This is a genomic window from Pseudomonas sp. 43A, assembly GCF_013363935.1.
GTDB lineage: Bacteria > Pseudomonadota > Gammaproteobacteria > Pseudomonadales > Pseudomonadaceae > Aquipseudomonas > Aquipseudomonas crudilactis.
Window position 1 is genome coordinate 4,080,032 of record NZ_CP054880.1, and the last position, 23,769, is coordinate 4,103,800.

General features: G+C 58.7%; 17 protein-coding genes. 9 read left to right on the forward strand and 8 right to left on the reverse strand.

The features are described from left to right. Window positions 1-4: 4 nt before the first annotated feature. Complete coding sequence (locus tag HUW52_RS17810) at window positions 5-706, reverse strand: response regulator transcription factor (protein WP_016984459.1); 702 nt, start codon at window positions 704-706, stop codon at window positions 5-7. A gap of 276 nt (window positions 707-982) precedes the next feature. Here HUW52_RS17810 and HUW52_RS17815 point away from each other — a divergent pair, with 276 nt between their 5' ends. The 4 genes from HUW52_RS17815 (at window position 983) to HUW52_RS17830 (ending at window position 6,754) form a co-directional block, all read left to right on the forward strand. Next, window positions 983-2,140, forward strand: coding sequence for an efflux RND transporter periplasmic adaptor subunit (locus HUW52_RS17815; RefSeq protein ID WP_016984458.1), 1,158 nt, complete (start codon window positions 983-985; stop codon window positions 2,138-2,140). 15 nt (window positions 2,141-2,155) lie between these two features. After that, a complete protein-coding gene (locus HUW52_RS17820) occupies window positions 2,156-5,254 on the forward strand; it encodes an efflux RND transporter permease subunit (protein WP_175554431.1) in 3,099 nt (1,032 codons plus the stop codon). Window positions 5,255-5,435: 181 nt separating this feature from the next. Further along, the gene (locus HUW52_RS17825) at window positions 5,436-6,077 is read left to right on the forward strand and encodes a DUF1345 domain-containing protein (RefSeq protein WP_016984456.1); all 642 of its coding nucleotides are present in this window, start codon (window positions 5,436-5,438) and stop codon (window positions 6,075-6,077) included. A 167-nt stretch (window positions 6,078-6,244) separates the two neighbouring features. Beyond that, entirely contained in the window at window positions 6,245-6,754 is a 510-nt protein-coding gene (locus HUW52_RS17830; RefSeq protein ID WP_016984455.1) for a hypothetical protein, read from the forward strand. 49 nt (window positions 6,755-6,803) lie between these two features. Here the strand turns inward: HUW52_RS17830 and HUW52_RS17835 are convergent, their stop codons facing one another. The 3 genes from HUW52_RS17835 to HUW52_RS17845 form a co-directional block, all read right to left on the reverse strand. Then, entirely contained in the window at window positions 6,804-9,245 is a 2,442-nt protein-coding gene (locus HUW52_RS17835) for an autotransporter outer membrane beta-barrel domain-containing protein (protein ID WP_175554432.1), read from the reverse strand. A gap of 249 nt (window positions 9,246-9,494) precedes the next feature. Then, window positions 9,495-11,579 (reverse strand): hypothetical protein, encoded by a 2,085-nt coding sequence (locus HUW52_RS17840; RefSeq protein ID WP_175554433.1) that lies wholly within the window; start codon window positions 11,577-11,579, stop codon window positions 9,495-9,497. A 104-nt stretch (window positions 11,580-11,683) separates the two neighbouring features. Beyond that, window positions 11,684-12,538 carry a hypothetical protein gene (locus HUW52_RS17845; RefSeq protein ID WP_175554434.1) on the reverse strand — a complete coding sequence of 285 codons (855 nt, stop codon included), beginning with the start codon at window positions 12,536-12,538 and terminating at the stop codon, window positions 11,684-11,686. Between the two features lie 234 nt (window positions 12,539-12,772). Between HUW52_RS17845 and HUW52_RS17850 the strand changes: the two genes are divergently transcribed. The 5 genes from HUW52_RS17850 to HUW52_RS17870 all read left to right on the forward strand — a co-directional run bounded on the left by HUW52_RS17850 (window position 12,773) and on the right by HUW52_RS17870 (window position 18,093). After that, the gene (locus HUW52_RS17850; RefSeq protein WP_016984450.1) at window positions 12,773-13,801 is read left to right on the forward strand and encodes a LacI family DNA-binding transcriptional regulator; all 1,029 of its coding nucleotides are present in this window, start codon (window positions 12,773-12,775) and stop codon (window positions 13,799-13,801) included. Between the two features lie 150 nt (window positions 13,802-13,951). Next, window positions 13,952-14,734 (forward strand): sugar phosphate isomerase/epimerase, encoded by a 783-nt coding sequence (locus tag HUW52_RS17855; RefSeq protein WP_175554435.1) that lies wholly within the window; start codon window positions 13,952-13,954, stop codon window positions 14,732-14,734. Continuing rightward, window positions 14,727-15,746: a sugar kinase gene (locus HUW52_RS17860; RefSeq protein WP_175554436.1), complete on the forward strand. Its 1,020-nt coding sequence runs from the start codon at window positions 14,727-14,729 to the stop codon at window positions 15,744-15,746. Before HUW52_RS17855 ends, HUW52_RS17860 begins: the two co-directional genes overlap by 8 nt. Window positions 15,747-15,803: 57 nt before the next feature. Continuing rightward, window positions 15,804-17,102: an MFS transporter gene (locus HUW52_RS17865; RefSeq protein WP_175554437.1), complete on the forward strand. Its 1,299-nt coding sequence runs from the start codon at window positions 15,804-15,806 to the stop codon at window positions 17,100-17,102. Window positions 17,103-17,115: 13 nt separating this feature from the next. After that, the gene (locus HUW52_RS17870) at window positions 17,116-18,093 is read left to right on the forward strand and encodes a D-glycerate dehydrogenase (RefSeq protein ID WP_175554438.1); all 978 of its coding nucleotides are present in this window, start codon (window positions 17,116-17,118) and stop codon (window positions 18,091-18,093) included. Between the two features lie 117 nt (window positions 18,094-18,210). Here HUW52_RS17870 and HUW52_RS17875 read toward each other — a convergent pair whose 3' ends face one another. From HUW52_RS17875 to HUW52_RS17890, 4 genes are all read right to left on the reverse strand, one after another. Further along, window positions 18,211-19,398, reverse strand: coding sequence for a pyridoxal phosphate-dependent aminotransferase (locus tag HUW52_RS17875; protein WP_175554439.1), 1,188 nt, complete (start codon window positions 19,396-19,398; stop codon window positions 18,211-18,213). Window positions 19,399-19,439: 41 nt separating this feature from the next. Then, window positions 19,440-21,065, reverse strand: a complete 1,626-nt coding sequence (locus HUW52_RS17880; RefSeq protein ID WP_175554440.1) for a methyl-accepting chemotaxis protein — start codon at window positions 21,063-21,065, stop codon at window positions 19,440-19,442. A gap of 201 nt (window positions 21,066-21,266) precedes the next feature. After that, entirely contained in the window at window positions 21,267-22,409 is a 1,143-nt protein-coding gene (locus tag HUW52_RS17885) for a glycerate kinase (protein WP_016984443.1), read from the reverse strand. Between the two features lie 218 nt (window positions 22,410-22,627). Then, a complete protein-coding gene (locus tag HUW52_RS17890) occupies window positions 22,628-23,746 on the reverse strand; it encodes a sugar diacid recognition domain-containing protein (protein WP_175554441.1) in 1,119 nt (372 codons plus the stop codon). Window positions 23,747-23,769 lie beyond the last annotated feature (23 nt).

Genomic DNA, 23,769 nt, shown 5'->3' on the forward strand with positions numbered 1-23,769 from the left:
CAGTTCAGCATTCCCACTCTGAACGACTGAACAGATAGCCTTTGCCCCACACGGTTTTGATCTTGCGTGCCTCGCCAGCGTGGTCGTCGAACTTGCGGCGCAGCTTGGAAATCGCCACGTCCACCGAGCGGTCGGTGCCGTTGAATTCGATACCGCGCAGGCGCTGCAGGATCTGGTCGCGGCTCAACACTTCACCGGCGTGTCGCGCCAATACCACGAGCAAGTTGTATTCGCCGCTGGACAACTCGACCGGTTGATCACGCCAGGTGACGGTGCGTTCAGACAGGTCGATGCACAGATTACCCATGACAATGCGGTCGTTGACGGTCAACGGTTCACCGAGGCTGCTGCGGCGCAACAAGGTGCGCACACGCGCCAGCAACACGCGCGGCTCGCACGGTTTGGTGACGTAATCGTCGGCGCCCATTTCCAGGCCCAACACCTGATCGTGACTGTCATCGCGCGCGGTGAGCATCAGGATTGGCAATGTTGCCGAGTCGGCGCGCAATAAACGACAGACTTGCAGACCATCAAGCCCCGGCAGCATCAAGTCAAGAATCACCAAGTCCGGCGGATTGACCCGCGCCCGCTCACGCACATGGTCGCCACGGCCGATCACGCTGACGGAATAACCGTTGCGTTCCAGGTAGCTGGAAATCAGTTCGGCGAGGGCGGTGTCGTCTTCGACCAGGAGGATGTTGGGCATGGGGTGATCCAGATATTGCTGTGGTGGAGGTCAGACCGCTTTCGCGAGCAAGCTCGCTCCCGCAATGGTTTTGCATTGTTCACAAAACCCATGTGGGAGCGAGCTTGCTCGCGAAAGCGGTTGAACCGTCACAAAAGAATTCAAGACCTGAAGGATATACGCCCTCACCCGTCCCTGAGCAAAACCCTTACACAATTTCACACAGCGCCTACAAAGCTTCACCGCTAATCTCGGCGTCTGCCCGTAGGATGCGGACATCAATATTGGGGGTTGTACATGTCGAATAAACTGCTGGCCGGGCTCGGCCTGATCGCGATGGCGCTGACACTGAGCGGCTGTGATTCGTCCTCGAAGGCAGAGGATCAGACGCCACCGGCCACGGTGCGCATCGAGACGATCGAAGCGCATCCCCTGTCGATCAGCAGCGAACTCAGCGGCCGCATCGCCGCGCCACGTATCGCCGAAGTGCGGGCACGGGTAGCCGGTGTGGTCTTGCAGCGCACCTTCCGCGAAGGCAGTGACGTGAAAAAGGGCGATGTGCTGTTCCGCATCGACCCGGCGCCGTTCAAGGCTGACCTCGACAGCGCCGAAGCCGCACTGCGCAAGGCAGAAGCCAATGCGTTCCAGGCAAAACTGCAAGAGCAGCGCTATGCCCAGTTGATCGATGACCAGGCCATTAGCGGCCAGGACTACGACAACGCCCGCGCCAATGCCCGACAGACTGCCGCTGACGTTGCGGCCAACAAGGCTGCCGTCGAGCGCGCAAAACTGAACCTCGGTTATGCCACCGTCACTGCACCGATTTCCGGGCGTGTTGGCCGCGCACTGGTGACCGAAGGCGCACTGGTCGGGCAAAACGAAACCACGCCGCTGGCACTGATTCAGCAGCTCAATCCGATTCACGCCGACCTCACCCAGTCGACCCGTGAACTCAATGAATTGCGCCGTGCGTTTCGCTCCGGGCAGTTGCAGGAAGTCGGCCAGGATCAGGTCAAAGCCACGCTGATTCAGGATGACGGCAGCCTGTATCCGTTGCCGGGCAAGCTGCTGTTCAGCGACATCACCGTCGACCCGGGCACTGGCCAGATCATTCTGCGCAGCGAATTCCCCAACCCGGATCTCGACTTGCTGCCGGGCAGTTTCATTCGCGTGCGCCTCGAGCAGGCAACTATCCAGAACGGTATCACCGTACCGCAACGTGCCGTGCAGCGTGACAGCGCCGGCATTGCCCAGGTGCTGACCGTCGACGAGCAGATGCGCGTCGCCGAACAACCGGTGCAACTGGGCGCGGTGCAGAACAATCGCTGGATCGTCACCGGCGGCCTCAAGCCCGGCGACCGTATCGTCATCGAAGGCCTGCAACACGCCCGTCCCGGCGAAAAAGTACAGATCGACGACACCCCTCTTCCACTTGCCCAGACCTCTGGTCAGTAAGCAGGACGCTTTTCTATGCCGCAGTTCTTTATCGACCGCCCGGTGTTTGCCTGGGTCGTCGCGTTGTTCATCCTGTTGGCCGGTGCGCTGGCCATCCCGCAGTTGCCGGTGGCGCAATACCCCGACGTCGCCCCGCCGCAGATCGAAATCTACGCCGTGTATCCAGGCGCCTCGGCGCAGACCGTCGATGAAAGCGTGGTCAGCCTGATCGAGGAAGAGCTCAACGGCGCCGATCACTTGCTGTACTTCGAATCGCAAAGCAGCCTCGGCAGCGCGACGATCAAAGCCACGTTCCAGCCGGGCACCAATCCGGAACTGGCGCAGGTCGACGTGCAAAACCGCCTCAAGGTGGTCGAGTCGCGCTTGCCGCAAGCGGTGAATCAACAAGGCTTGCAGGTGGAAAAAGTCTCGTCCGGCTTTCTGTTGCTGATCACCCTGACCTCCAGCGACGGCAAGCTCGATGACGTGGCGCTCAGTGATTATCTGGCGCGCAACGTGATGAACGAGATCAAGCGTCTGGAAGGCGTCGGCAAGGCTCAGTTGTATGGCGCCGAACGGGCCATGCGCATCTGGATCGATCCGCAGAAGCTGATCGCGTTCAACCTGACACCGGCTGACGTCAATGAAGCCATCGTGGCGCAGAACGCGCAGGTGTCCGCTGGCAGCATCGGTGATTTGCCCAATCCGTCCAGTCAGGAAATCACTGCGACGATTCTGGTGAAAGGTCAGTTGTCGACGCCGCAAGAGTTCGCCGACATTGTCCTCAAGGCCAATCGCGACGGCTCGACCGTGCGTATCGGCGATGTCGCACGCGTGGAAATCGGCAGTCAGGAATACCAGTTCGGCACGCGCCTCAATGGCAAGCCGTCGACCGCTGTTGGCGTGCAGCTGTCGCCGGGGGCCAACGCGCTGAACACCGCGACGCTGGTGCGGGCGAAGATGGATGAACTGGCGCGCTACTTCCCGGCGGGCGTGGAATACAAGATCCCGTACGACACCTCGCCATTCGTCAAAGTCTCGATCACCAAAGTGATTTACACCCTGGGCGAGGCGATGTTGCTGGTGTTCGCGGTGATGTTCCTGTTCCTGCAGAACGTGCGCTACACGCTGATCCCGACACTGGTGGTACCGGTGGCGCTGATGGGCACGTTCGCAACCATGCTGGCGCTGGGCTTCTCGATCAACGTGCTGACCATGTTCGGCATGGTGCTGGCCATCGGCATTCTGGTCGACGACGCGATAGTTGTGGTGGAGAACGTTGAACGCATCATGGCCACCGAGGGCTTGTCGCCCAAGGAAGCCACGCGCAAGGCGATGACGCAGATCACCGGCGCGATCATCGGCATCACCCTGGTGCTGGTGGCGGTGTTCATTCCGATGGCGTTCATGCAAGGTTCGGTCGGGGTGATTTACCAGCAGTTCTCGCTGTCGATGGCCACGTCGATTCTGTTCTCGGCGTTCCTCGCCCTGACCCTTACGCCGGCACTGTGCGCAACACTGCTCAAGCCGATAGCCAAAGGTGAGCATCACGAGAAGTCCGGATTCTTCGGCTGGTTCAACCGCCGCTTCGAGCACCTGACCGATCGTTATCAGGGCTGGGTCGGCTATGCGCTGAAACGCAGCGGTCGTTATCTGCTGATTTACGTCGTGTTGCTGGTCGGGCTGGGCCTGTGCTTCGCACGCCTGCCCTCCTCGTTCCTGCCGGTGGAAGATCAGGGTTACACCATCACTGACATTCAGCTGCCGCCCGGTGCAACCAAGAATCGTACGGTGACCGTGGCTGAACAGCTCGAGGCGCATAACGCCGGCGAGCCGGGAATCAGTGACACGGTGGTAATTCTCGGTTTCAGCTTCTCCGGCAGCGGCCAGAACGCGGCGTTGGCGTTCTCGACGCTGAAGGATTGGTCGCAGCGCAGCAGCGATGATTCCGCCAGCTCGATTGCCGATCGCGCCAATATCGCGCTGAGCGAGATCAAGGACGCCATGGCGTTCTCGGTACTGCCACCGCCCGTGGATGGCCTCGGCACCTCGAGCGGTTTCGAGTTCCGTTTGCAGGACCGCGGTGGCCTCGGCCATGCGACCTTGATGCAGGCACGTACAGAACTGCTCGCGGCGGCGGAAAAAAGTCCGGTGTTGATGAACGTGCGTGAAAGCGCGCTGGCCGAAGCGCCGCAGGTGCAATTGGTCGTTGATCGCAAGCAGGCAAATGCCTTGGGCGTATCGTTCGCCGATATCGGCAATGTGCTGTCCACCGCCGTCGGTTCCAGCTACATCAACGATTTCCCCAATCAGGGGCGCATGCAGCGCGTTGTCGTGCAAGCCGAAGGTGATCAGCGCAGCCAGGTCGCCGATCTGCTGAAAATGCATGTACGCAACAACGCCGGGCACATGGTGCCGCTGTCGGCGTTCGTCCAGGCCAACTGGATTCAGGGCCCGGCGCAGTTGACCCGTTATAACGGCTATCCGGCGATCGCGATTTCCGGCGAACCGTCACCGGGGCACAGCACCGGTGAAGCCATGGCGGAAGTAGAGCGTCTGGTTGCGCAGGGGCCGAAAGGTCTGGGCCAGGAATGGACCGGGCTGTCGTTGCAGGAACGCTTGTCCGGCAACCAGGCGCCGATCCTGCTCGGCTTGTCGCTATTGGTGGTGTTCCTGTGTCTGGCGGCACTGTACGAGAGCTGGTCGATTCCGACCTCGGTGTTGCTGGTGGTGCCGTTGGGTGTGCTCGGTGCGGTATTGGCCGTGACGCTGCGCGGCATGCCCAACGATGTGTTCTTCAAGGTCGGTTTGATCACGATTATCGGTCTGTCGGCGAAGAACGCGATCCTGATCATCGAGTTCGCCAAGAGCCTGTATGACGAAGGTCACGACCTGATCGATGCAACGTTGCAGGCAGCCCGCCTGCGTCTGCGGCCGATCGTGATGACTTCGCTGGCGTTCATTCTCGGCGTGGTGCCGCTCGCGATTGCCACGGGCGCAAGCTCGGCGAGTCAGCAAGCGATCGGCACCGGGGTGATCGGCGGGATGATCACCGCCACGCTGGCAGTGATCTTTGTGCCGGTATTCTTTGTTGTCGTCATGCAGCTCGTACAACGATTCACCAAACGCCATTAATCCAAACTGTGGGAGCGAGCCTGCTCGCGAAAGCGTCCGGTCTGCCAACATTGATGTTGAATGTACCGACGCCTTCGCGAGCAGGCTCGCTCCCACAGGGATCTTCATAAACTCGAGCCAGTGGTCATATCCTCCATCGCTGGGCTAAGGTGTCTGAACCACCCTGGCCCATTGAGTCCCCATGCGCTTCCTCGCCCGCACCCATCCTCGCCTGTCTGCCGCTGCCCTCTTCGGCCTCGCCACCGGCCTGCTGGCCCCCGCCGATTCCATCGTCAGCAAAATCCTCATCGGCTGGAACGCCGGTGTCTGGACTTACCTGATACTGATGTTCTGGCTGACCGTGCGTGCCAAGGCCCCGGACGTCAAACGCATCGCTGAAGTCGAAGACGAAAATGCTGGTCTGGTGCTGTTCGTGGTGTGCATCGCAGCGCTGGCGAGTCTGGCGACCATTACCTTCGAGCTGGCCGGCAGTAAGGATCTGGAAACCACGCGCAAGCTCATGCACTACGGTTTCACCGCGCTGACGGTGATTGGTTCGTGGCTGCTGATCGGAGTGATTTTCTGCGTGCATTACGCGAGGTTGTATTACACCTGGGATGGCAAGGAACCGGCGTTGCGCTTTGCCGAAGGGCTGACCACGCCCAACTATTGGGACTTTCTGTACTTCTCGTTCACCATCGGCGTAGCGGTGCAGACGGCGGATGTAGGTGTTGCAACGCGGGATATTCGAAAGATTGTGCTGGCGCAGTCGTTGATCGGGTTTGTGTTCAATACGGCGATCCTCGGGTTCTCGATCAACATTGCAGCAGGGTTGTTCGGCTGAAAAAACACGGCATGTTATAACCGTTAAAAATCACAAAAAAGTACGCCTGTAAACTGTCAACACTGACAGTTTACAGGCGTACTGTATTCAGGCTTCCATACAACATCCAGAAGTAGGACGGGTCAGTCTTTGGATGTCCCCCACCATATTGTATGGAGATAAAACTCATGAGCTATGCAGCCCGTGCCTACGCGACAATCTTTCCAGCTTCAGCGCATACCTATTTGTCGGCCACGATCAACGGCGATGCCAATCCACGCTACAGGTTTGTCAAAGTTCCTCTATTCATGGAGTTTCGATCTACCTCTGCGCCTTCCTTCGGGCCGAAGCCCTACCCGGAAGGCACTCGTTACGTCCTGACAGCTGGATACACAAAGGATGGTGTGACACGAACGCTTGAGTTTGTGTTCCCTTTCAAACCCCAATCGATGACATATGACCTGTCGAAAGATAGCGATGATGTTAGCAGCACCTACTATTCCAATCCCGCGACGGGTGACCTGCACGTCTCTGTGAACGGGAGCCTGACAGTGAAATATGACGACATTGAAAAAACACTGAGTGGTACTTGGTCCGGCACCTATGACCATGGAGGAGAGAACGGCAACGAAGAATTCCCGATCACTGGAGAGTTTGTCGTTGCCGCCGACCTGAGCAAAAGAAAAAACACTTACTGACGACGGAAAAAAGGAAGCTGCGAAGCTTCCTTTTTTTTTGCTGATGCGGTCAGAAATTGAAGCTTAACCCGACACTCCCACCTAGTTCCTGGTCAGCTTTGCTGCCCCTGCTTGTCCCTATCTCACCATACATCTGCCATTTGTTATTGGCTGGCACCCAGTTCAGGCCAGCGGTCAGCTCAAGACTGGTGCTGGACAAATCGTTGTTGAAGTCAGTGTCATTCACGCTGACACGATTGTTGTTGACGAATTCATGACTTACCGCCGCGTGCAGCCTGGGTTGCAGTTTGCCGCCATTGTTCAGCACCACCTCGCGGCCAACTGTCATTCCGACCTTGCCCAGCAATGAGCGGGTCTCGTTGCTGTCTACCTGCAGTCCATTGTCCAACTTATAGTCTTTGCCTTTCACGGTCGCTACACCAACCTGAGCAGAGGGCTCGATGAAGTAGCCTCGGTTCAAGTCAATATGCTTACCCAATTCGACGGTTCCACTGATGCCGAAATTATCGAAGTCACCCTTTGTTCGAGTGTCATCGCTCAAGGTGACTTTAACGTCATTACTGAAACGGTTGATTTTGCCAACGGTATCTACGTAGTACCCGGTCATTTCGTCATACCACGACAGATACATCCCGCCATAGGTGCTGTCGATCGTGCCGGCGCTGCCACGGGCAAGGTCAAGGCGAGTGGTGCTGTATCCACCAAAAACCCCAATCAACCATTGGCCATCACCAATCGGCAATGGGGTATCCACCCCCAAGGAGACGCCAGTCTGATTTTGTTTATAACCATCACCGTAGGCATTCTTGACGTTGTACTGATTGGCATGAGTCCGTATCCACAGGCCGGATGTCGCGTTCTGATTATTTGAGTCCAGTGCAGCAACCGATCGCGACCGGGGTTGAGTGCCGGCCATGCGACGGTCGCCGAGGCGGGTATTGAGAGTGGTCATTTCCGAATAGATAACCGTGGGTGCGGTACCGGCAATAGCCAATGCTGTTTGTGAACCTGTGCTCGGCGTTGTCCCATCAGTTCGCAGGAAAATACCTTCGCCCTCTCGCACCAGTTTGTAAGCCAAAGCACCAAGATCAACCTGACCGTTTTTCAGATCGAACTGAGCATCCCCGCCAGCGATGTTAGCCACTTGAACGGGTGCACCAGTGACAGGTTCGCTGGCGCTTGCACCGACCACCAGCTCGTGACGGCCACTGGCTGATTCCGTAACGTTGAGAAAGTCGGTTTCACCGGTGGACACGTCAGCATCCAAAAAAAACCGGCCGTTGCCTGACAAGTTGGCAACGTCCAGGCGGATGAACTCGGCGGGCGTGCCGAATCTCACGTTCCCGCCCTGCATTTCGATATTCGATAACGAATTGTTGCCAACCAGGTTCCATTCAGCGCCACGCCCGATGGACATAGTACTGACGCCTGTAACCGAACCGTGCAGGATCGAGTCGTTGTCCAGCGTCACGACGCCAGTCCCGGAGCCCTGAATGTTACCGGTGAGTATGCTTCGGGTATCGAGCGAAACAGATCCAACGTTGAGCAAATTGCCGTCAAGGCTGGCATTGTTTTGCAAGAAAACGGCGGCGGTTCCACCGTCAGCAACGTCCACATTGCCCGTCAATTGGCTGTTGTCGACCTGAAATCGCGCCGCTGCGCCATCGATGACTTCGAGGATATTGCCGTTACCGCCGATCAGGTTCGAACGGTTAGATATTTCGATCAAGACCGGTTGATCGTCCGGCGTCGCAAAATCGACTTTGATCGCTGCGCCGGTGCGCCCCTGCACGGTTGACCCATCAACCTTCAATACGCTCTGTGCGGTGACATCGCTCGGGTTCAAAACGGTGTCCTCGCCGAAGATGATCCCGTTCTGCTCTCCGATGACCCGGCTGTCTGCACTGATGTTGGCGTTGCCGCCATAAAGTTCGAGGCCAACCCCATCTGCGTCGGTCCCTTCAACCCGGCTGTTCACCAGATTCAACGTACTGAGGGATGTCACCGCTGCACCCGAGAAACCTCCTGCCAGCGTACTGTCTGTGACGGTCGCTGTTGAGCCAACGGGTATGTTCAGGTCGCGCGCAAGCAACAGTGCCCTGCCATCGCTGGACAGCGTACTACCGGATACCACTGCCGAGCTGTCGGTCAAGCTCAGCGCAGTGTCAAAATTGCTACCGGTCACCTTCGCCCCATCCAGAGTCACTAGGGCATCTGCGGAGGCTTCAATCTGTGAAGTGTTGGCGGAATTCGCGTTTAACGTCCCACCGCCGACAACGATGTTAAGCGCATCACCACCATTGAGGTTGAGCGTGGCGGTGGAAGGGATGAACCAGGCTTCTGGCGTAGCACCGACGGATACGGTTTCGACCTCGCCAGGATTGAGATTTCGCGAAAAAGAAGCCTCCGAGAAAGCAACTAGCACTGCGGCGCACGAGAGCGTGCCAGTCATTTTCAAAACTGTCGGTCCCAGTCTTTTTTCGATCGACATATTAACTTCTCATTGAGTTTAATCGGGACGGAAAAACGACGGCTCACATAATCAAGCCCCATCAGTCACCCGTGGTTGAGGGGGCCAGAGGATACCTGCAAGCCCGAACCATCTCTGTAGGAATAATCCTCTTTGTTAGTGGGTTTAATCGTCGAAAATCGTGATGCAACGTACATTTTTATTCGTCAACGAGGTTGCATTACCGGGAGAACTTCACTCTCCCGGCAATGCAATAACAAGGATTGCCGATTAAGGAGCAGGCGCAGGATTCCAACCCGGTTCCGACTCGCAGTACAAGTAGTCACCGTTGAGCAAGTAAACCACCATTTCTTCAACTTCCGATGTAGGTACAGTCGGCGTGGAGTACCAGATTTTCACATAGCCCGCATAAAACTCGGCTGGATCAGGTGGGGTATCAGGAGGACGAGGAAGATTGCGAATATTCGGTGTATACGGAACTTCCCATAACATACCAGCCGTTAGTTCCGCCGGGGTGATAGCACGAGTCTCACTAAACACGGTATTGGCCGGTGCATCTACGGTATAAGCGTCGTCATGCCAGCCTTTCCAATTGAATGTGATGTCCATCCCGGCGGTGAAATGATCATTGGGCTGAATCTTGAACGTCGCAACGTGATCATCCCCCGTCAAACTCTCGCAAATGATGTCTGGATATTCGGTGCCATCGGTCGGTGGACGTTGGAATACCGGTTTATCGAGGACGATGACTACAGTGTTGACAGTTACCGTCTGTTTTTCCGCCTCTTGAGTATTATTTCGAGCCGGGTTTTCATAAATCCACCAAGCTTCTTTAGGTCCAATACCACCCGGACCGACAACGGTATATGGCAACTCTACCGGAATGACTGTATTGATATTCGACGTAGTCACTGACACTGAATTAACGATAATTTCGCCTTGATTCCCGAGATACATCAGAGTGACCAGATCGCCCGCTTCGGGATCGGGAAATGTCGTCCCGGTTGTGACAGGCGATACATCGATATGAGCTATGGCTGTTTGATCGACGTCATGAGGGCCGAGTACGTTGTCGGTGACAGGGGCCTGGCCGCGGACAATCAGTTTCCGGAACTCGGGATTAACCTCAGGGGGCGGGTTCGTCGGGTCGACGGTATAAGGCGGATGCGTCGAGAAATCTGTTTTTACAGTTTTCGTTCCATCGTCGATCGATAAACCGCCACGCATCAAGTCAGCTTTGACGACCACGTCCAACTCAAAATTCGTTCCCGTCTGGTTATCAAAGTATTGTTTGCTCAGACTCGACCATGGAATGGTGAACTCCAGCTCTGGGAGTGCATTGAATTGGAGATCCTGGGCTGGTTGATCGCCGTACGTCAGGCTCACTCCGTCGGTGCCGATTGTATCTACCAACCGGCTGACTTTTACCTTCACACCTGCACGCGCATCATTTAAATCGATCAGACCATCCTCGTTTGCCGGGATGGTAATTACGCCCAATTTAGGAAGTGGCAGAAAACGTACGTTTCTGAAATACACGCCCCATGCGCTCTGGTTGCCAGCAGCATCAGTAATAATGAACCAGATGAACGCCCGGCCGCTCGTTACCTTGCGCAGCTCTGCGGTCGGGATGGACAGCCTGCCACCGGTGGGCATTGGCCCGTTAAAAAAAGGCGGCACTTGCGGAGGGTTGGTACGTATTCCTGCCACGTACAGGGTCAACGTGTCATCCGCCTGAAAGTTGGGGTAGCTGGTACCAATTTCTACCTGCAATCCCCCTGAGTTACCTGGCAGGTTCGCCCATGCGTCATCGAGATCGCCGGGGGCATTTGGAAACGTGGCTGGCGGAACTGTTCTGGCGCCAGGGGTCTGCCCGGGATTTGTACCTGTTTGTGCAGGTTTCGCCTGCCAGGCACCGGTACGGTCGATAAAAAACTGCATTACATCACCGGTCAGCGGGTTGAGCCCCCGCTCATACAGAACGCAACGAACCCAGATCGGCGTCGGTCCGACCGGGGTTGCATTCTCACCCAGATATTCGGTGGGCACTGTGATCGGAAAATCTACAGGGCGGGTGGCCAGGTCACCGAGATTCACCCTAGGTAACCGCGTGAAGTCCGACGGCAACGGATTGGCCGGAGGTTGAGTTCGCGTGACATCAAGGGCGATCTGATCCCTGTTGTTGGGGTTCAACCACACATTAGTCTTGACCATCAGTGTCAGCGGGCCGCCCACAGGGATCGCGGCTATCGGAATAATGTTCCCGGTTGGACCGCGCCCATCCGGTAACTCCGGGGTAGGCGCAGCCAAAATGCCCATTGGTGACCCTGACGCCGTTGTTTGAATACTTGTCATGTGCTTTCTCCATTGCGTAGAAAATGTCTTCAATCCATGCATCTTCGACAATGGCGAACGCCGCCAACTGCAGTCGTGATATCGCTGCCACTATTACGCTCTGATCAAGTCATCCAACTTGAGTCAGCGCAATATTCGCTTTGTCCCGGAATCACCCTGTCTACTTTCACCAGCCCGGTAAAAGAGCGAAATATAGGAATTCCATTTCGCAACAACTGGTAATTGACGGTCGCTGAATGGTTGTTTCGCATCGGCTCTATATGTGAGGCAAATGGTTTTATCACCAACTTCACCGCTTGCTTGTTTACAACATCAGTCACAACTTCATTGAACTCGAACTCTGGCGTTAATGGATCTACTAGTTCTCCTGGCCCGTATAGAGAGCCCCATGCTTGCCAATAAACTCTGAGGACATCGTTGAGATCAAATAAATCATCAAAAGGAATCTCGACGCGCCCCCCTTCCCAGATAAACAAGGATTCCGGATCGTCGGGATAATTTTTATGACAACCGATATACCCCCAAATGTCTGCGTCGGGAAAACCCGCCTCTTTCAATCGTTGCGGTGGCGCAACGATTGCATAGGTCAGGCGTCGTTTTTCCGACGTCGTCGGGTTGATCGAACGGACCGTATAAAACAACTCGAACGTCGCCACATCCGGTAGTTTCTCGGGAGCCACTGAAATACGAAATTCCACAGCATCGTCCGCGACCCCATATTCGGCCCAAGCGACAAAATCGGGGTTACCAACAATGAAAATCTCCACACGGTCTTTGCGCGCGCCAGAAACAGGAAAACTCAGCCAGCGGTCAATCACGCAGACGATGCCGACTTGCTTTGCATCCGGCGGCAATGTTCCGGCCGGATCTTGGGGGTCAACTCCGTCCACTCGCGGAAGGCTCAGGAGCACAGCGGAACTCAATGTGCTACTGGCTGTAATTGGCGCTTTGGTCGGCATGGAGTCTCTCACTGGCTGGTCATCTTGGCCTGAAGAAATTAAGCGCTGCTATTGGGAAACTGCCTACTGTCAGATCTGACAGGTAAAGCAGCCGCCTGTCGGAAATTCAACTTGCCATGAATGTTTCTGACGCATTTGAAGGTTGACGGCCCGGGTCTGATAGTGTCTTCTGAAACCGGTTTCAGCGGTATTTGCACATTGAAACGCTACCCTCCAAAAATAAGGTCTACCGAATTGAACGTCTTTTCTGCCGCTCAGCGCAGCCGCGTCACCATGCTTGACGTCGCCGAACGCGCAGGGGTCTCCAAGGCCAGCGTCTCGCGCTTCATCGGCGATGACCGTGCCCTGCTCTCCGATACCATTGCCCTGCGCATCGAGCAGGCCATCGCGGAACTCGGCTATCGCCCCAACCAGATGGCTCGCGGCCTGAAACGCGGGCGTACCCGCCTGATCGGCATGCTCGTCGCCGATATCCGTAACCCTTATTCGATTGCCGTGATGCACGGGGTGGAAACCGCTTGCCGTGCGCACGGTTACAGCCTGGTGGTGTGCAACACCGACCGCGATGACGAGCAGGAACGCCAGCACCTCGCACTGCTGCGCTCGTACAACATCGAAGGGCTGATCGTGAACACGCTGGGCCATCATCGTGATGAACTGCATGAGCTGCGTCGCGAGATGCCGCTGGTGCTGGTGGATCGCAAGGTCGACGGGCTCGACAGCGACATGGTCGGGCTGAACAACCCGCAAGCCGTGGAGATGGCGCTGGCGCATTTGGAGCAGCGCGGTTATCGGGATCTGGTGCTGGTCACTGAACCGTATGACGGCACCAGTTCGCGGATCGAACGGGTCAGCAGTTTTCAGGCGCAGATTGCGCAGCGCTCAAATCTGACCGGCACGGTGCTGGAAACTGGCGAAGATTTGCAAAGCCGCCTTCAAAGCTTTTTAAACACTCCTGGCGACGGCCCGAAAGCGCTATTTTGCGCCAATGGTGTGGCGGCGCTTGCTGCCACAACGGCATTGCGAGCGATGGGCACGCGGTTGTTCGAGGATGTCGGGCTGATCGCTCTGGATGATCTGGATTGGTATCCGTTGGTGGGCAGCGGGATTACCGCGCTGGCTCAACCGACGGCCGAAATTGGCGCGCGGGCGTTTGAGTGTTTGCTCAAGCGTTTGCGTGGGGATGATGAGGTGGCGCGGGTGGTGGATTTTGCGCCGGTGCTGGTTGAGCGTGGGTCGACCATTGGGATTTCAGGTGTTTGAGCTGACGCCTTCGCGGGCAGGCTCGCTCCCACAGGTGATCGCATTCCATTGTGGGAGCGAGCCTGCTCGCGAAGGGGCCAGCAAAAACAACACATCACTCATCGATATTTTTTTGAACAAAAATGAAACCGGTTTCAGAGGTCAATAACAATGAACAAACCCGCCGTTTCCATCAGTCTGTCCAGCTACGGTGCCGAGCTCGTGCGTCAGCGAGGGCAAGCTTCTTTTATCGACGTTCTGGCTGCGGCCGGGGCCAATCGCATCGAGTGGCGCGAAGAATTGCTGACCCGTGAAGACCCTGCGCAAGTGGCCATGGCCACTCAGACGCAAGGCTTGCAAAGCATCTATTCCTCACCCACCGAACTGTGGCTGGCCGGTCAGGCGCAACCGAATCCCGAATTGATTACCGCGCTGCAACAGGCCGAAGCGTTCGGTTCGAAATGGCTGAAAGTTTCTCTCGGTTACTTCACCGACAACAATGATCTGCAAGCCTTGGCCGAACGCTTGCAGCACAGTCCGGTGCAACTGCTGGTGGAAAACGACCAGACCTTGCACGGCGGACGCATCGAACCGTTTCAGCGTTTCTTCGCCGCCGTCGAGCAGCACAATCTGCCAATCAAGATGACTTTCGATATCGGCAACTGGCAGTGGCAGGACCAGTCCGCCACCAGCGCTGCACGCCTGCTCGGCCGGCATGTCGGCTATGTGCACTGCAAAGCCGTGGCCCGCCGCCCCGACGGCAAACTGGTGGCGGTGCCGCCCGCCGTCAGCGACCTGCATCTGTGGGAACAACTGCTGCGGCACATGGCCCAAGGCGTTATGCGCGCGGCCGAATACCCGTTGCAGGGCGAAGATCTGGTGCAACTGACCACCGAGCACGTCGCCGCCCTCGCCCGCCTCGGCCAATCCCGACTGGAGCCTGCCCATGTCTGAGATCGATATTCTTTCGTTCGGCGAAACCATGGCGATGCTGGTGGCTGAACAAACCGGTGATCTGGCGGCGGTCGAGCGCTTCCACAAGCGTATCGCCGGGGCCGACAGCAATGTCGCGATCGGGCTGTCGCGCTTGGGTTTCAACGTCGCGTGGCTGAGCCGGGTCGGCAATGATTCGCTCGGGCGCTTTGTGGTCGAGACCTTGATCAAGGAAGGTCTGGATTGCAGCCATGTCGATGTCGATCAACAGCACCCGACCGGTTTCCAGTTCAAATCGCGCAATGACGATGGCAGCGACCCGCAGGTCGAGTATTTCCGGCGCGGTTCGGCGGCCAGTCATCTGTCGCCGCAGTCGATCAACGCCAGCCTGCTGAGCGCCCGCCATCTGCATGCGACTGGCATTCCTCCGGCGTTGTCGGCCTCGGCGCGGGAGATGTCTTTCGAGCTGATGACACGCATGCGCAATGCCGGGCGCAGCGTCTCGTTCGATCCCAATCTGCGCCCGAGCCTGTGGGCCAGCGAGCGCGAAATGATCACCGAAATCAACCGCCTCGCCGCCCTCGCCCATTGGGTGTTGCCGGGTTTGAGCGAAGGCCGCTTGCTGACTGGTTTTGACGATCCGGCGGACATTGCCGCGTTTTATCTCGATCAAGGTGCAGAGGCCGTGGCGATCAAACTCGGGCCGGAAGGTGCTTATTACCGAACGCATCTGGCGTCGGGATTTGTCGCCGGTGTGCCGGTGGCGCATGTCGTCGACACGGTCGGTGCCGGTGACGGCTTTGCAGTGGGGATGATCAGTGCCCTGCTCGAACAGCAGAGTTTTGCCGAGGCGGTGCAGCGTGCGAACTGGATTGGCAGTCGGGCGGTGCAGAGTCGCGGGGATATGGAGGGCCTTCCAACCCGCCTGGAGTTATCCGTTGAATTTGAGGCCGCCTTCGCGAGCAAGCTCGCTCCCACAGGGGAATGCATTCCAAATGCGGGAGCGAGCTTGCTCGCGAAGAGGCCAGCCTGATCACCGCAAATAATTGAACCTGCTGCGACAAAAACAACAAGCTCAGGAGCAAGACCCATGAAAACCGCAACCCTCGCCACCCGCCGCTGGTGGTACATCATGCCCATCGTGTTCATCACCTACAGCCTGGCGTATCTCGATCGCGCCAATTACGGCTTCGCCGCTGCGTCCGGCATGGCTGCCGATCTGATGATCACCCCGGGGCTGTCGTCGCTGCTCGGCGCGCTGTTCTTTCTCGGTTACTTCTTCTTCCAGGTGCCCGGCGCGATCTACGCGCAAAAACACAGCGTGAAGAAACTGATTTTCGTCAGCCTGATTCTCTGGGGCGGCCTCGCCACGCTGACCGGCGTGGTTTCCAACGCCTATTGGCTGATCGTCATCCGTTTCATGCTCGGCGTCGTCGAAGCCGCTGTGATGCCGGCGATGCTGGTCTATCTGTGCCACTGGTTCACCCGTGCCGAACGCTCGCGGGCCAACACTTTTCTGATCCTTGGCAACCCGGTGACCATGCTATGGATGTCGGTGGTTTCGGGTTATCTGGTGCAGCATTTCAGTTGGCGCTGGATGTTCATCATCGAAGGCCTGCCGGCGGTGCTCTGGGCATTTATCTGGTGGCGCCTGGCCGATGATCGTCCGTCCGAGGCCAAGTGGCTCAACGACCAGGAAAAGCAGGATCTGGAAAGTGCGCTGGCGGCTGAACAGGTCGGTATCAAAGCGGTGAAGAACTACGCCGAGGCCTTCCGTTCGCCGAAGGTGATCATTCTGGCGCTGCAGTTTTTCTGCTGGAGCATCGGCGTTTACGGTTTCGTGTTGTGGCTACCGTCGATCCTCAAGTCCGGCGCGCAAATGGACATGATCGAGGCCGGCTGGCTGTCGGCGCTGCCGTACCTGGCGGCGGTGATCGGCATGCTTGTGGTGTCGTGGGGTTCGGACAAGTTGCAGAAGCGCAAACGCTTTGTCTGGCCGCCGCTGCTGATCGCCTCCATCGCGTTTTACGGTTCTTACGCGTTGGGTGCTGAGCATTTCTGGTGGTCGTACACGCTGCTGGTGATTGCCGGCGCCTGCATGTACGCACCTTACGGGCCGTTCTTTGCCATCGTCCCGGAGATTCTGCCGGCCAACGTTGCCGGTGGCGCGATGGCGTTGATCAACAGCATGGGCGCGCTCGGTTCGTTCGGCGGCTCGTATCTGGTCGGTTATTTGAACAGCTCCACCGGTTCGCCCGGTGCTTCGTATCTGCTGATGAGCGGCGCGTTGCTGTTGTCGGTGGTGCTGACGATTTTTCTCAAGCCCGGCGCCAGTGATCGCGTCGTCGCCAAAGCCGTTGCCACGCCTGCCGTGCCAGCGCATTCCTGAAGAGACTTCTGCCATGAAAAAACAGATCGTGTTGTACAAGAAACTTTCGCCCGCGCTGATGGCGCGTCTGCAGGAACAGTACGAAGTAACGCTGATCAATAGCCTCGATGCCGACGGCCTCATGCAATTGCGTGATGCCCTGCCCCGCGCCCACGGTTTGCTCGGCGCCAGCCTGAAGCTCGATGCGGCGTTGCTCGATCTCGCGCCACAACTCGAGGCCATTGCCAGCGTATCGGTGGGTGTCGATAACTACGACATCGATTACCTGACCCGGCGCAAGATCCTCCTGAGCAACACCCCGGACGTGCTCACCGAAACCACCGCTGACACCGGTTTCGCGCTGATCCTCGCCGCCGCGCGGCGTGTGGTGGAACTGGCGAACATGGTGCGCAGCGGTCAATGGAGCCGCAACATCGGCCCGGCGCATTTCGGCACCGATGTGCATGGCAAGACGCTGGGCATCATCGGCATGGGCCGCATCGGCGAAGCGCTGGCGCAACGTGGGCATTTCGGGTTTGGCATGCCGGTGCTCTATCACAGCCAGTCGCGCAAGCCGGCGGTCGAGGCGCGTTTTGATGCGCAGTATCGAAGCCTTGAAGACTTGCTCAAGCAGGCCGATTTCATTTGCCTGACCTTGCCGCTGACGGCGCAGACCGAAGGCTTGATCGGCGCCGAGCAGTTCGCGCTGATGCGCCCGGAAAGCATCTTCATCAATATCTCGCGGGGCAAGGTGGTCGATGAGGCCGCGATGATCGATGCGCTGCGTCACCAGCGGATTCGTGCGGCGGGGCTGGATGTGTTTGAGCGCGAGCCGTTGCAGCATGACTCGCCGCTGTTGCAACTGAATAATGTGGTGGCGACGCCGCACATGGGTTCGGCGACGCATGAAACGCGCGAGGCGATGGCGCGGTGTGCGGTGGAGAACCTGTTGGCCGCGCTGAAGGGAGAGAAGCCGGCGAATCTGGTGAATCCATCGGCCTGGCAGGGCTGAATTCTCGGGTGGCAGTCATGCCGCCTTCGCGAGCAGGCTCGCTCCCACAGGGGAATGCATGTCCAGTGTGGGAGCGAGCCTGCTCGCGAAGAGGCCGGTACAGGCAACACAAAGTCATCAGGCACTGCGCGCGTGTAAAAGCTGCGCCGCACAAAGCGCAATCCGCGCACAGGCATCCGCCAGTTTCACCCGATCCAGCACCAAACCAATCCTGATATGCCCTGCCGCACTCGGCCCGAACGCCTCACCGACGAGGACCGAAACCCCATAGCCCTCCAGCAACTGCTCGGCAAACGCCTGAGCGCCCAACCCGGTCTGGCGCACATCGACCATCACGAACATGCCGCCATCGGGGCGAATCGGGTACAGCCCCGGGCAACCGCTCAAACGTTCGCAGACCAGATCCCGGCGCAGGCGATATTCCTCGCGCATTTGCGTCACTTCCGGCAGGTCTGACTGCAACGCAATCTCTGCGGCTTTCTGCACAAAATCCGGCAGGCCAAACAACATGCTCAACGACAAATTGACCAAATGCTCGGCCAACGATTTCGGCCCGATCATCCAGCCGATGCGCCACCCGGTCATGGCGTGGGATTTCGACAGGCTGTTGATTGTCGCCGTGCGCTCAGCCATGCCCGGCAGACTCGCCGGACTGACGTGCTGCCCCTCGTACAGCAAATCGCTGTAGACCTCGTCGCTGATCAGCCACAAGTCATGCCGCACGCACAGCGCCGCCAGTTCCTGCCAGATCAGTAGTGGCAGGCTCGCGCCGCTGGGATTGTTCGGACTGTTGAGCAGCATGGCGCGGGTTTTCGGGGTGATGCGCGCAGCGACATCGACCGGGTCGACACGAAAACCGTTTTCCGGGCGCACCGGCACCGGCACCACCGTTGCGCCGCAAGCGCCAAAAACGCCTTCGTAGGTGACGTACATGGGTTCGGCGACGATCACTTCATCGCCCGGATCCAGCAAGCATTGCGCCACCGAATACACCGCGCATTGCGCACCGGGCATGACGATCACGTGGTCGGCATCGACCGCTTGCCCGCTGCGCCGACGATGGCGTTCGGCGATCAGCTTGCGCAGCGCCAAACGACCACGCACTTCGGAATAATGGGTATCGCCAGCGAGCAAGCTGTCGATCGCGCCGTGAACGATCGGCAGTGGCGTATCGAAATCCGGATCGCCCACGCTCAGCAGCAGGATATCGACACCCTCGGCGCGCAACTCCAGCGCTCGGTCGTGAATCTGCCAAGCGGCTGCTCCTTCGCCGGCGATTCGTTGGGTCAAGGCTGAATAGCGCATGTACGTCTCCTGATTGCGCGGTCTCCAGCCTTCACCGTATCTCAAATCACGAAACGCGCCACCATGGCGTTCAAATCCACCGCCAGACGCGACAGTTCGTGGGTCGCGGCACTGGTCTGGTTGGCCCCGGCAGCCGATTGCGTGGCCAGATCGCGGATGTTGACCAGGTTGCGGTCGACCTCGCGCGAGACTTGCGCCTGTTCTTCCGAGGCGCTGGCAATGACCAGGTTGCGCTCGTTGATCTGATGGATCGACTGGGTGATCTGCTCCAGCGCCACGCCGGCCGCGCGGGCCATTTCCAGGGTGGACTGGGTGCGCTGGTTGCTTTGCTGCATCGAGGAAACCGCTTCGCCGGTGCCGTTCTGAATGCCGGCGACCATTTTTTCGATTTCCTGAGTCGACTGCGCGGTGCGATGGGCCAGCGCGCGCACTTCGTCCGCGACCACGGCAAAACCGCGTCCGGCCTCACCGGCGCGCGCCGCTTCGATGGCCGCGTTGAGTGCCAGCAGGTTGGTCTGTTCGGCGATGGCGCGGATCACGTCGAGCACTTTGCCGATATCACGGCCCTGCGCGGCGAGGCCTTCGATCATGTGCGCGGTGTTCTGCACGTCGTGGGTCATGGTCTGGATAGCGTCGACGGTTTTTACCACTTGATCGCGACCTTCGCGGGCGGCGTGGGTCGACTGGTTCGAGGCTTCGGAAGTCGACACGGCGTTGCGCGCGACTTCCTCGACGGCAGCGGTCATCTCGTTGACAGCAGTGGCGGCTTGTTCGATTTCATTGTTCTGCTGCTGCAGGCCACGGGAGGCCTCTTCGGTTACTGCGCTGAGTTCTTCGGCAGCGGCGCCCAGTTGCGTGGCCGAGCCGGCGATCTGCTCGATGGTTTTGCGCAGGTTGGTCTGCATGGCGGCGAGCGCTTCGAGCAGGCGGGCCGGTTCGTCCTTGCCGTCGACTTCGATGACTTTGGTGAGGTTGCCGCCAGCAATGGTTTGCGCGGCCTGCACGGCTCTGTTCAGCGGCGTGACAATACTGCGGGTCAGCAACCAGGCCAATAGCACGGTGGCAACGGCCGCGAATACGGCGACGATAATGATGCCGGTGATGGCGCTGTCATAATATTGGCCGGCCTGAATCGACGCTGTTTTCGCGTCGGAAGCATTCATGGCGATCAGTTTGTTGAGCTGTTCGCCCATCTGGTCGGTGCCGTCCTTGATGCGCGTGTTGATCAGGGTGCGCATCTCGTCGAGTTTGTCCTGACGCGACAGCTCCATCATCTGATTCTGCGCTTGCAGGTAGTTGTCCAGCGTGGTCGCGAAGGTCTGGTACAACGCCCGCTCTTCCGGGCCTGCCGGCAGTGCGGCGTAACTGGCCTGCGCCGCGTGAACCTTGTCGACCAGAACGCCGATGCGGGTCTGCGCTTCCTGCAACCCGGCCGCTTCGCGATTGACCAGCACGCGGAACGACAGAATGCGCAGACGCAGGACGTTTTCTGTCACTACGGCAAGTTGCGTCACGCTGGGCAGTTGCGTCGAATCCATCTCGACGGACGCCTGACGGATGATCGACATGCGGTTGACGGCGAACACGCCGAGGACGATCACCAGCAAGGCGATAAAGGCAAAACCGAGGAAGGCACGGGGCGCGATATTCAGGTTACGCAGGGACATAGTTGAGCTCTCGGAAGATAGAAACTACGAGCGTCCATGCGTCATCACTGGCCCGAGGGGGGCGGGCTCAGTCCGGCGTCACTGTTTTAGGAAGTTATGTGCGCGCCTGTCAGCTGTATCGGCCAGGCTTGAGGAAGATTGCGGGTCAGGGGCAACTATTTTTCAGGGTGTTACAAGATTGAAACACCCTGTGGACCTGTTTCACACGTTGTGTTTCGCCATCTGCCAGACGCGGGCAATATCGGTAGCGCGTTCGCGCAACAGACGCGGAGCCTCTGCGCAGGCCTGCTCCAACGTCATCGGGCCACTGGTCACAGCGAAGGCCGCATCGATGCCGTGATCGTAAAGCTCTTGATAACCCTCGCCCAAGGTGCCGGCGATGACAATCACCGGTACATCGTGTTGCTTGGCAATCCGCGCCACGCCGAAGGGCGTCTTGCCGCGCAAGGTCTGCGCATCGAATCGCCCTTCCCCGGTGATCACCAGATCGGCACCTTTGACGGCTTCGCCGAGGCCGACCAGTTCGGCAACCACTTCAACCCCGGCTTGAAATTGCGCGCCGAGAAAAGCCTTGGCGGCAAAGCCCAAACCACCCGCCGCGCCACTGCCCGGTTCATCGCGGACATCTTTGCCCAATGCCTGAGCACACAGTTCGGCGAAGTGCCCCAAGGCCTGATCGAGTTGCTGCACCTGCGCCGGTGACGCGCCTTTCTGCGGGCCAAAAATCGCCGAGGCACCGTGCGGGCCGCACAGCGGGTTATTCACGTCAGCGGCGATATCGAAACGCACCTGCGCCAGACGCGGGTCGAGTTCGCTCAGGTCCAACTGCGTCAGTTGCGCCAATGCCAAACCACCGGGTACCAGCGACTGCTGCTGCGCATCGAGCAACTTCACGCCCAACGCCTGCATGGCCCCGGCGCCGCCATCGTTGGTCGCGCTGCCGCCAATCGCCAGAATCACCCGTTGCGCGCCGGCATCCAGCGCTGCGCGAATCAGTTCGCCGGTGCCGAAGGTGCTGCTGATGCAGGCATCGCGCTGCCCCGGGGGCACCAGTTGCAGGCCGCTGGCCTCGGCCATTTCGATGATTGCGGTGTGGTTGTGTGGCAACCAGCCCCACGCGGCGTCGACGGGAGTGCCCAAAGGGCCGCGCACACGGGTACGGCGCAGTTCACCTTCGCAGGCGGCGAGGATCGATTCGACCGTGCCTTCGCCACCATCAGCCATCGGGCATTTGACCAGTGTGGCCTGCGGCCAGACCTGCGCCAGGCCGAGGGCAATGGCTTCGGCGGCACCTTGGGCACTCAGGCTGTCCTTGAACGAGTCGGGGGCGATGACGATCTTCATGCTGATTCTCCGGTTGCAATGGCCCTCATGCTGCCAGTCGGCTTGCGCCTTGACGCCTGTCCGCTGCACAAGTGGCGGGGACGTTTATTGTTCATTTTCACAAAAGATCTGTTTTTGAATGTTCCGCCGCCTTCGCGAGCAAGCTCACTCCCACATTTGAAATGTATTCCCCCTGTGGGAGCGAGCTTGCTCGCGAAGGCGTCTTTGAAGATGCCCAATTAACCCGGATCTGTCTGTGGCAGCAGCTGTACCCCGAGATACAGCGCCAGCATCCCATCGAGCCGCAGCGGATCAACCCCACTCAACTCGGCAATCCGCTCCATCCGATAACGCAGGCTGTTGCGATGAATCCCTAAAGCATCGGCACACGCCTGACTCTGGCCATCGTGTTCACACCAACTGCGCAGCGTTGCCAATAACTGGCCGTTGCCATCCTTGGCGATCACCTTGCGCAACGGTTTGAGCAATTCGTCCAGTGCATCGTCATTGCGATGGCGCCACAGCATCACCGGCAACCGATAGCGGCTCAGCGTCAGCAATCGCGAATGCGGCAACACTTCCCGGCCATAGGCGAGCAAATCACCGACTCGTCGATAACAACGGCGTAGGCCGGCCAGTCCATCGGCCTGCCCGCCGACGGCGATGCGCAGAATCTTCCAACCCAGGCCATCGAGCTTTTCCAGCAAGCGATCATGCTCGACGTGCTGACTCGCCGGCCGACACCAAAGCAGAGACGACTTCGCCGAACTCACGCACCAACTGTCCGGATAACGCGACATCAGCCAGGCACTGAGCGCCTCGACGGTTTGCCCCGGCCCATGTTCAAGACCCAGCTCGAACAGATACGGCACCCGCGTCAATTGCGGTTTGAGCCCCAACTGCTGCGCCTCATCGATCAGTCGCGGCGAATCGCCCGCCTCGCTCAGCAGCAACGCCAGCAGATCATCGCAACGCTGGCGCCGCCATTGCTGCTCGGCCTGCTGATTGCGCTGGCCGACGAGCATCTCGGCGGTCATGCGCACCAGTTCGGCATACGTACGCAGTTGCTCTGGCTCACCGGTGATGCCGAGCACGCCGATCAAGCGCTGATCGAGCAACAGCGGCAGGTTGATGCCCGGTTGCACGCCTTTCAAATGCACGGCGGTCTGCGCGTCGATCTCCACCACTCGACCGTTGGCCAGCACCAGTTGCGCACCCTCGTGGCGGGTGTTGATGCGCTCCGGTTCGCCGCTGCCGAGGATCAGCCCCTGACTGTCCATGACGTTGACGTTGTACGGCAAAATGGCCATGGCCCGGTCGACGATGTCCTGGGCGAGGTCGTGATCGAGTTCAAACATGATGGGCAAGATCCTTGAAAAAC

Excerpts from the sequence above, each read along its gene's own strand:
- HUW52_RS17810 (WP_016984459.1), bottom strand. The coding sequence starts at position 706 with ATGCCCAACATCCTCCTGGTCGAAGACGACACCGCCCTCGCCGAACTG.
- HUW52_RS17815 (WP_016984458.1), top strand. The coding sequence starts at position 983 with ATGTCGAATAAACTGCTGGCCGGGCTCGGCCTGATCGCGATGGCGCTG.
- HUW52_RS17820 (WP_175554431.1), top strand. The coding sequence starts at position 2,156 with ATGCCGCAGTTCTTTATCGACCGCCCGGTGTTTGCCTGGGTCGTCGCG.
- HUW52_RS17825 (WP_016984456.1), top strand. The coding sequence starts at position 5,436 with ATGCGCTTCCTCGCCCGCACCCATCCTCGCCTGTCTGCCGCTGCCCTC.
- HUW52_RS17830 (WP_016984455.1), top strand. The coding sequence starts at position 6,245 with ATGAGCTATGCAGCCCGTGCCTACGCGACAATCTTTCCAGCTTCAGCG.
- HUW52_RS17835 (WP_175554432.1), bottom strand. The coding sequence starts at position 9,245 with ATGTCGATCGAAAAAAGACTGGGACCGACAGTTTTGAAAATGACTGGC.
- HUW52_RS17840 (WP_175554433.1), bottom strand. The coding sequence starts at position 11,579 with ATGACAAGTATTCAAACAACGGCGTCAGGGTCACCAATGGGCATTTTG.
- HUW52_RS17845 (WP_175554434.1), bottom strand. The coding sequence starts at position 12,538 with ATGCCGACCAAAGCGCCAATTACAGCCAGTAGCACATTGAGTTCCGCT.
- HUW52_RS17855 (WP_175554435.1), top strand. The coding sequence starts at position 13,952 with ATGAACAAACCCGCCGTTTCCATCAGTCTGTCCAGCTACGGTGCCGAG.
- HUW52_RS17860 (WP_175554436.1), top strand. The coding sequence starts at position 14,727 with ATGTCTGAGATCGATATTCTTTCGTTCGGCGAAACCATGGCGATGCTG.
- HUW52_RS17865 (WP_175554437.1), top strand. The coding sequence starts at position 15,804 with ATGAAAACCGCAACCCTCGCCACCCGCCGCTGGTGGTACATCATGCCC.
- HUW52_RS17870 (WP_175554438.1), top strand. The coding sequence starts at position 17,116 with ATGAAAAAACAGATCGTGTTGTACAAGAAACTTTCGCCCGCGCTGATG.
- HUW52_RS17875 (WP_175554439.1), bottom strand. The coding sequence starts at position 19,398 with ATGCGCTATTCAGCCTTGACCCAACGAATCGCCGGCGAAGGAGCAGCC.
- HUW52_RS17880 (WP_175554440.1), bottom strand. The coding sequence starts at position 21,065 with ATGTCCCTGCGTAACCTGAATATCGCGCCCCGTGCCTTCCTCGGTTTT.
- HUW52_RS17885 (WP_016984443.1), bottom strand. The coding sequence starts at position 22,409 with ATGAAGATCGTCATCGCCCCCGACTCGTTCAAGGACAGCCTGAGTGCC.
- HUW52_RS17890 (WP_175554441.1), bottom strand. The coding sequence starts at position 23,746 with ATGTTTGAACTCGATCACGACCTCGCCCAGGACATCGTCGACCGGGCC.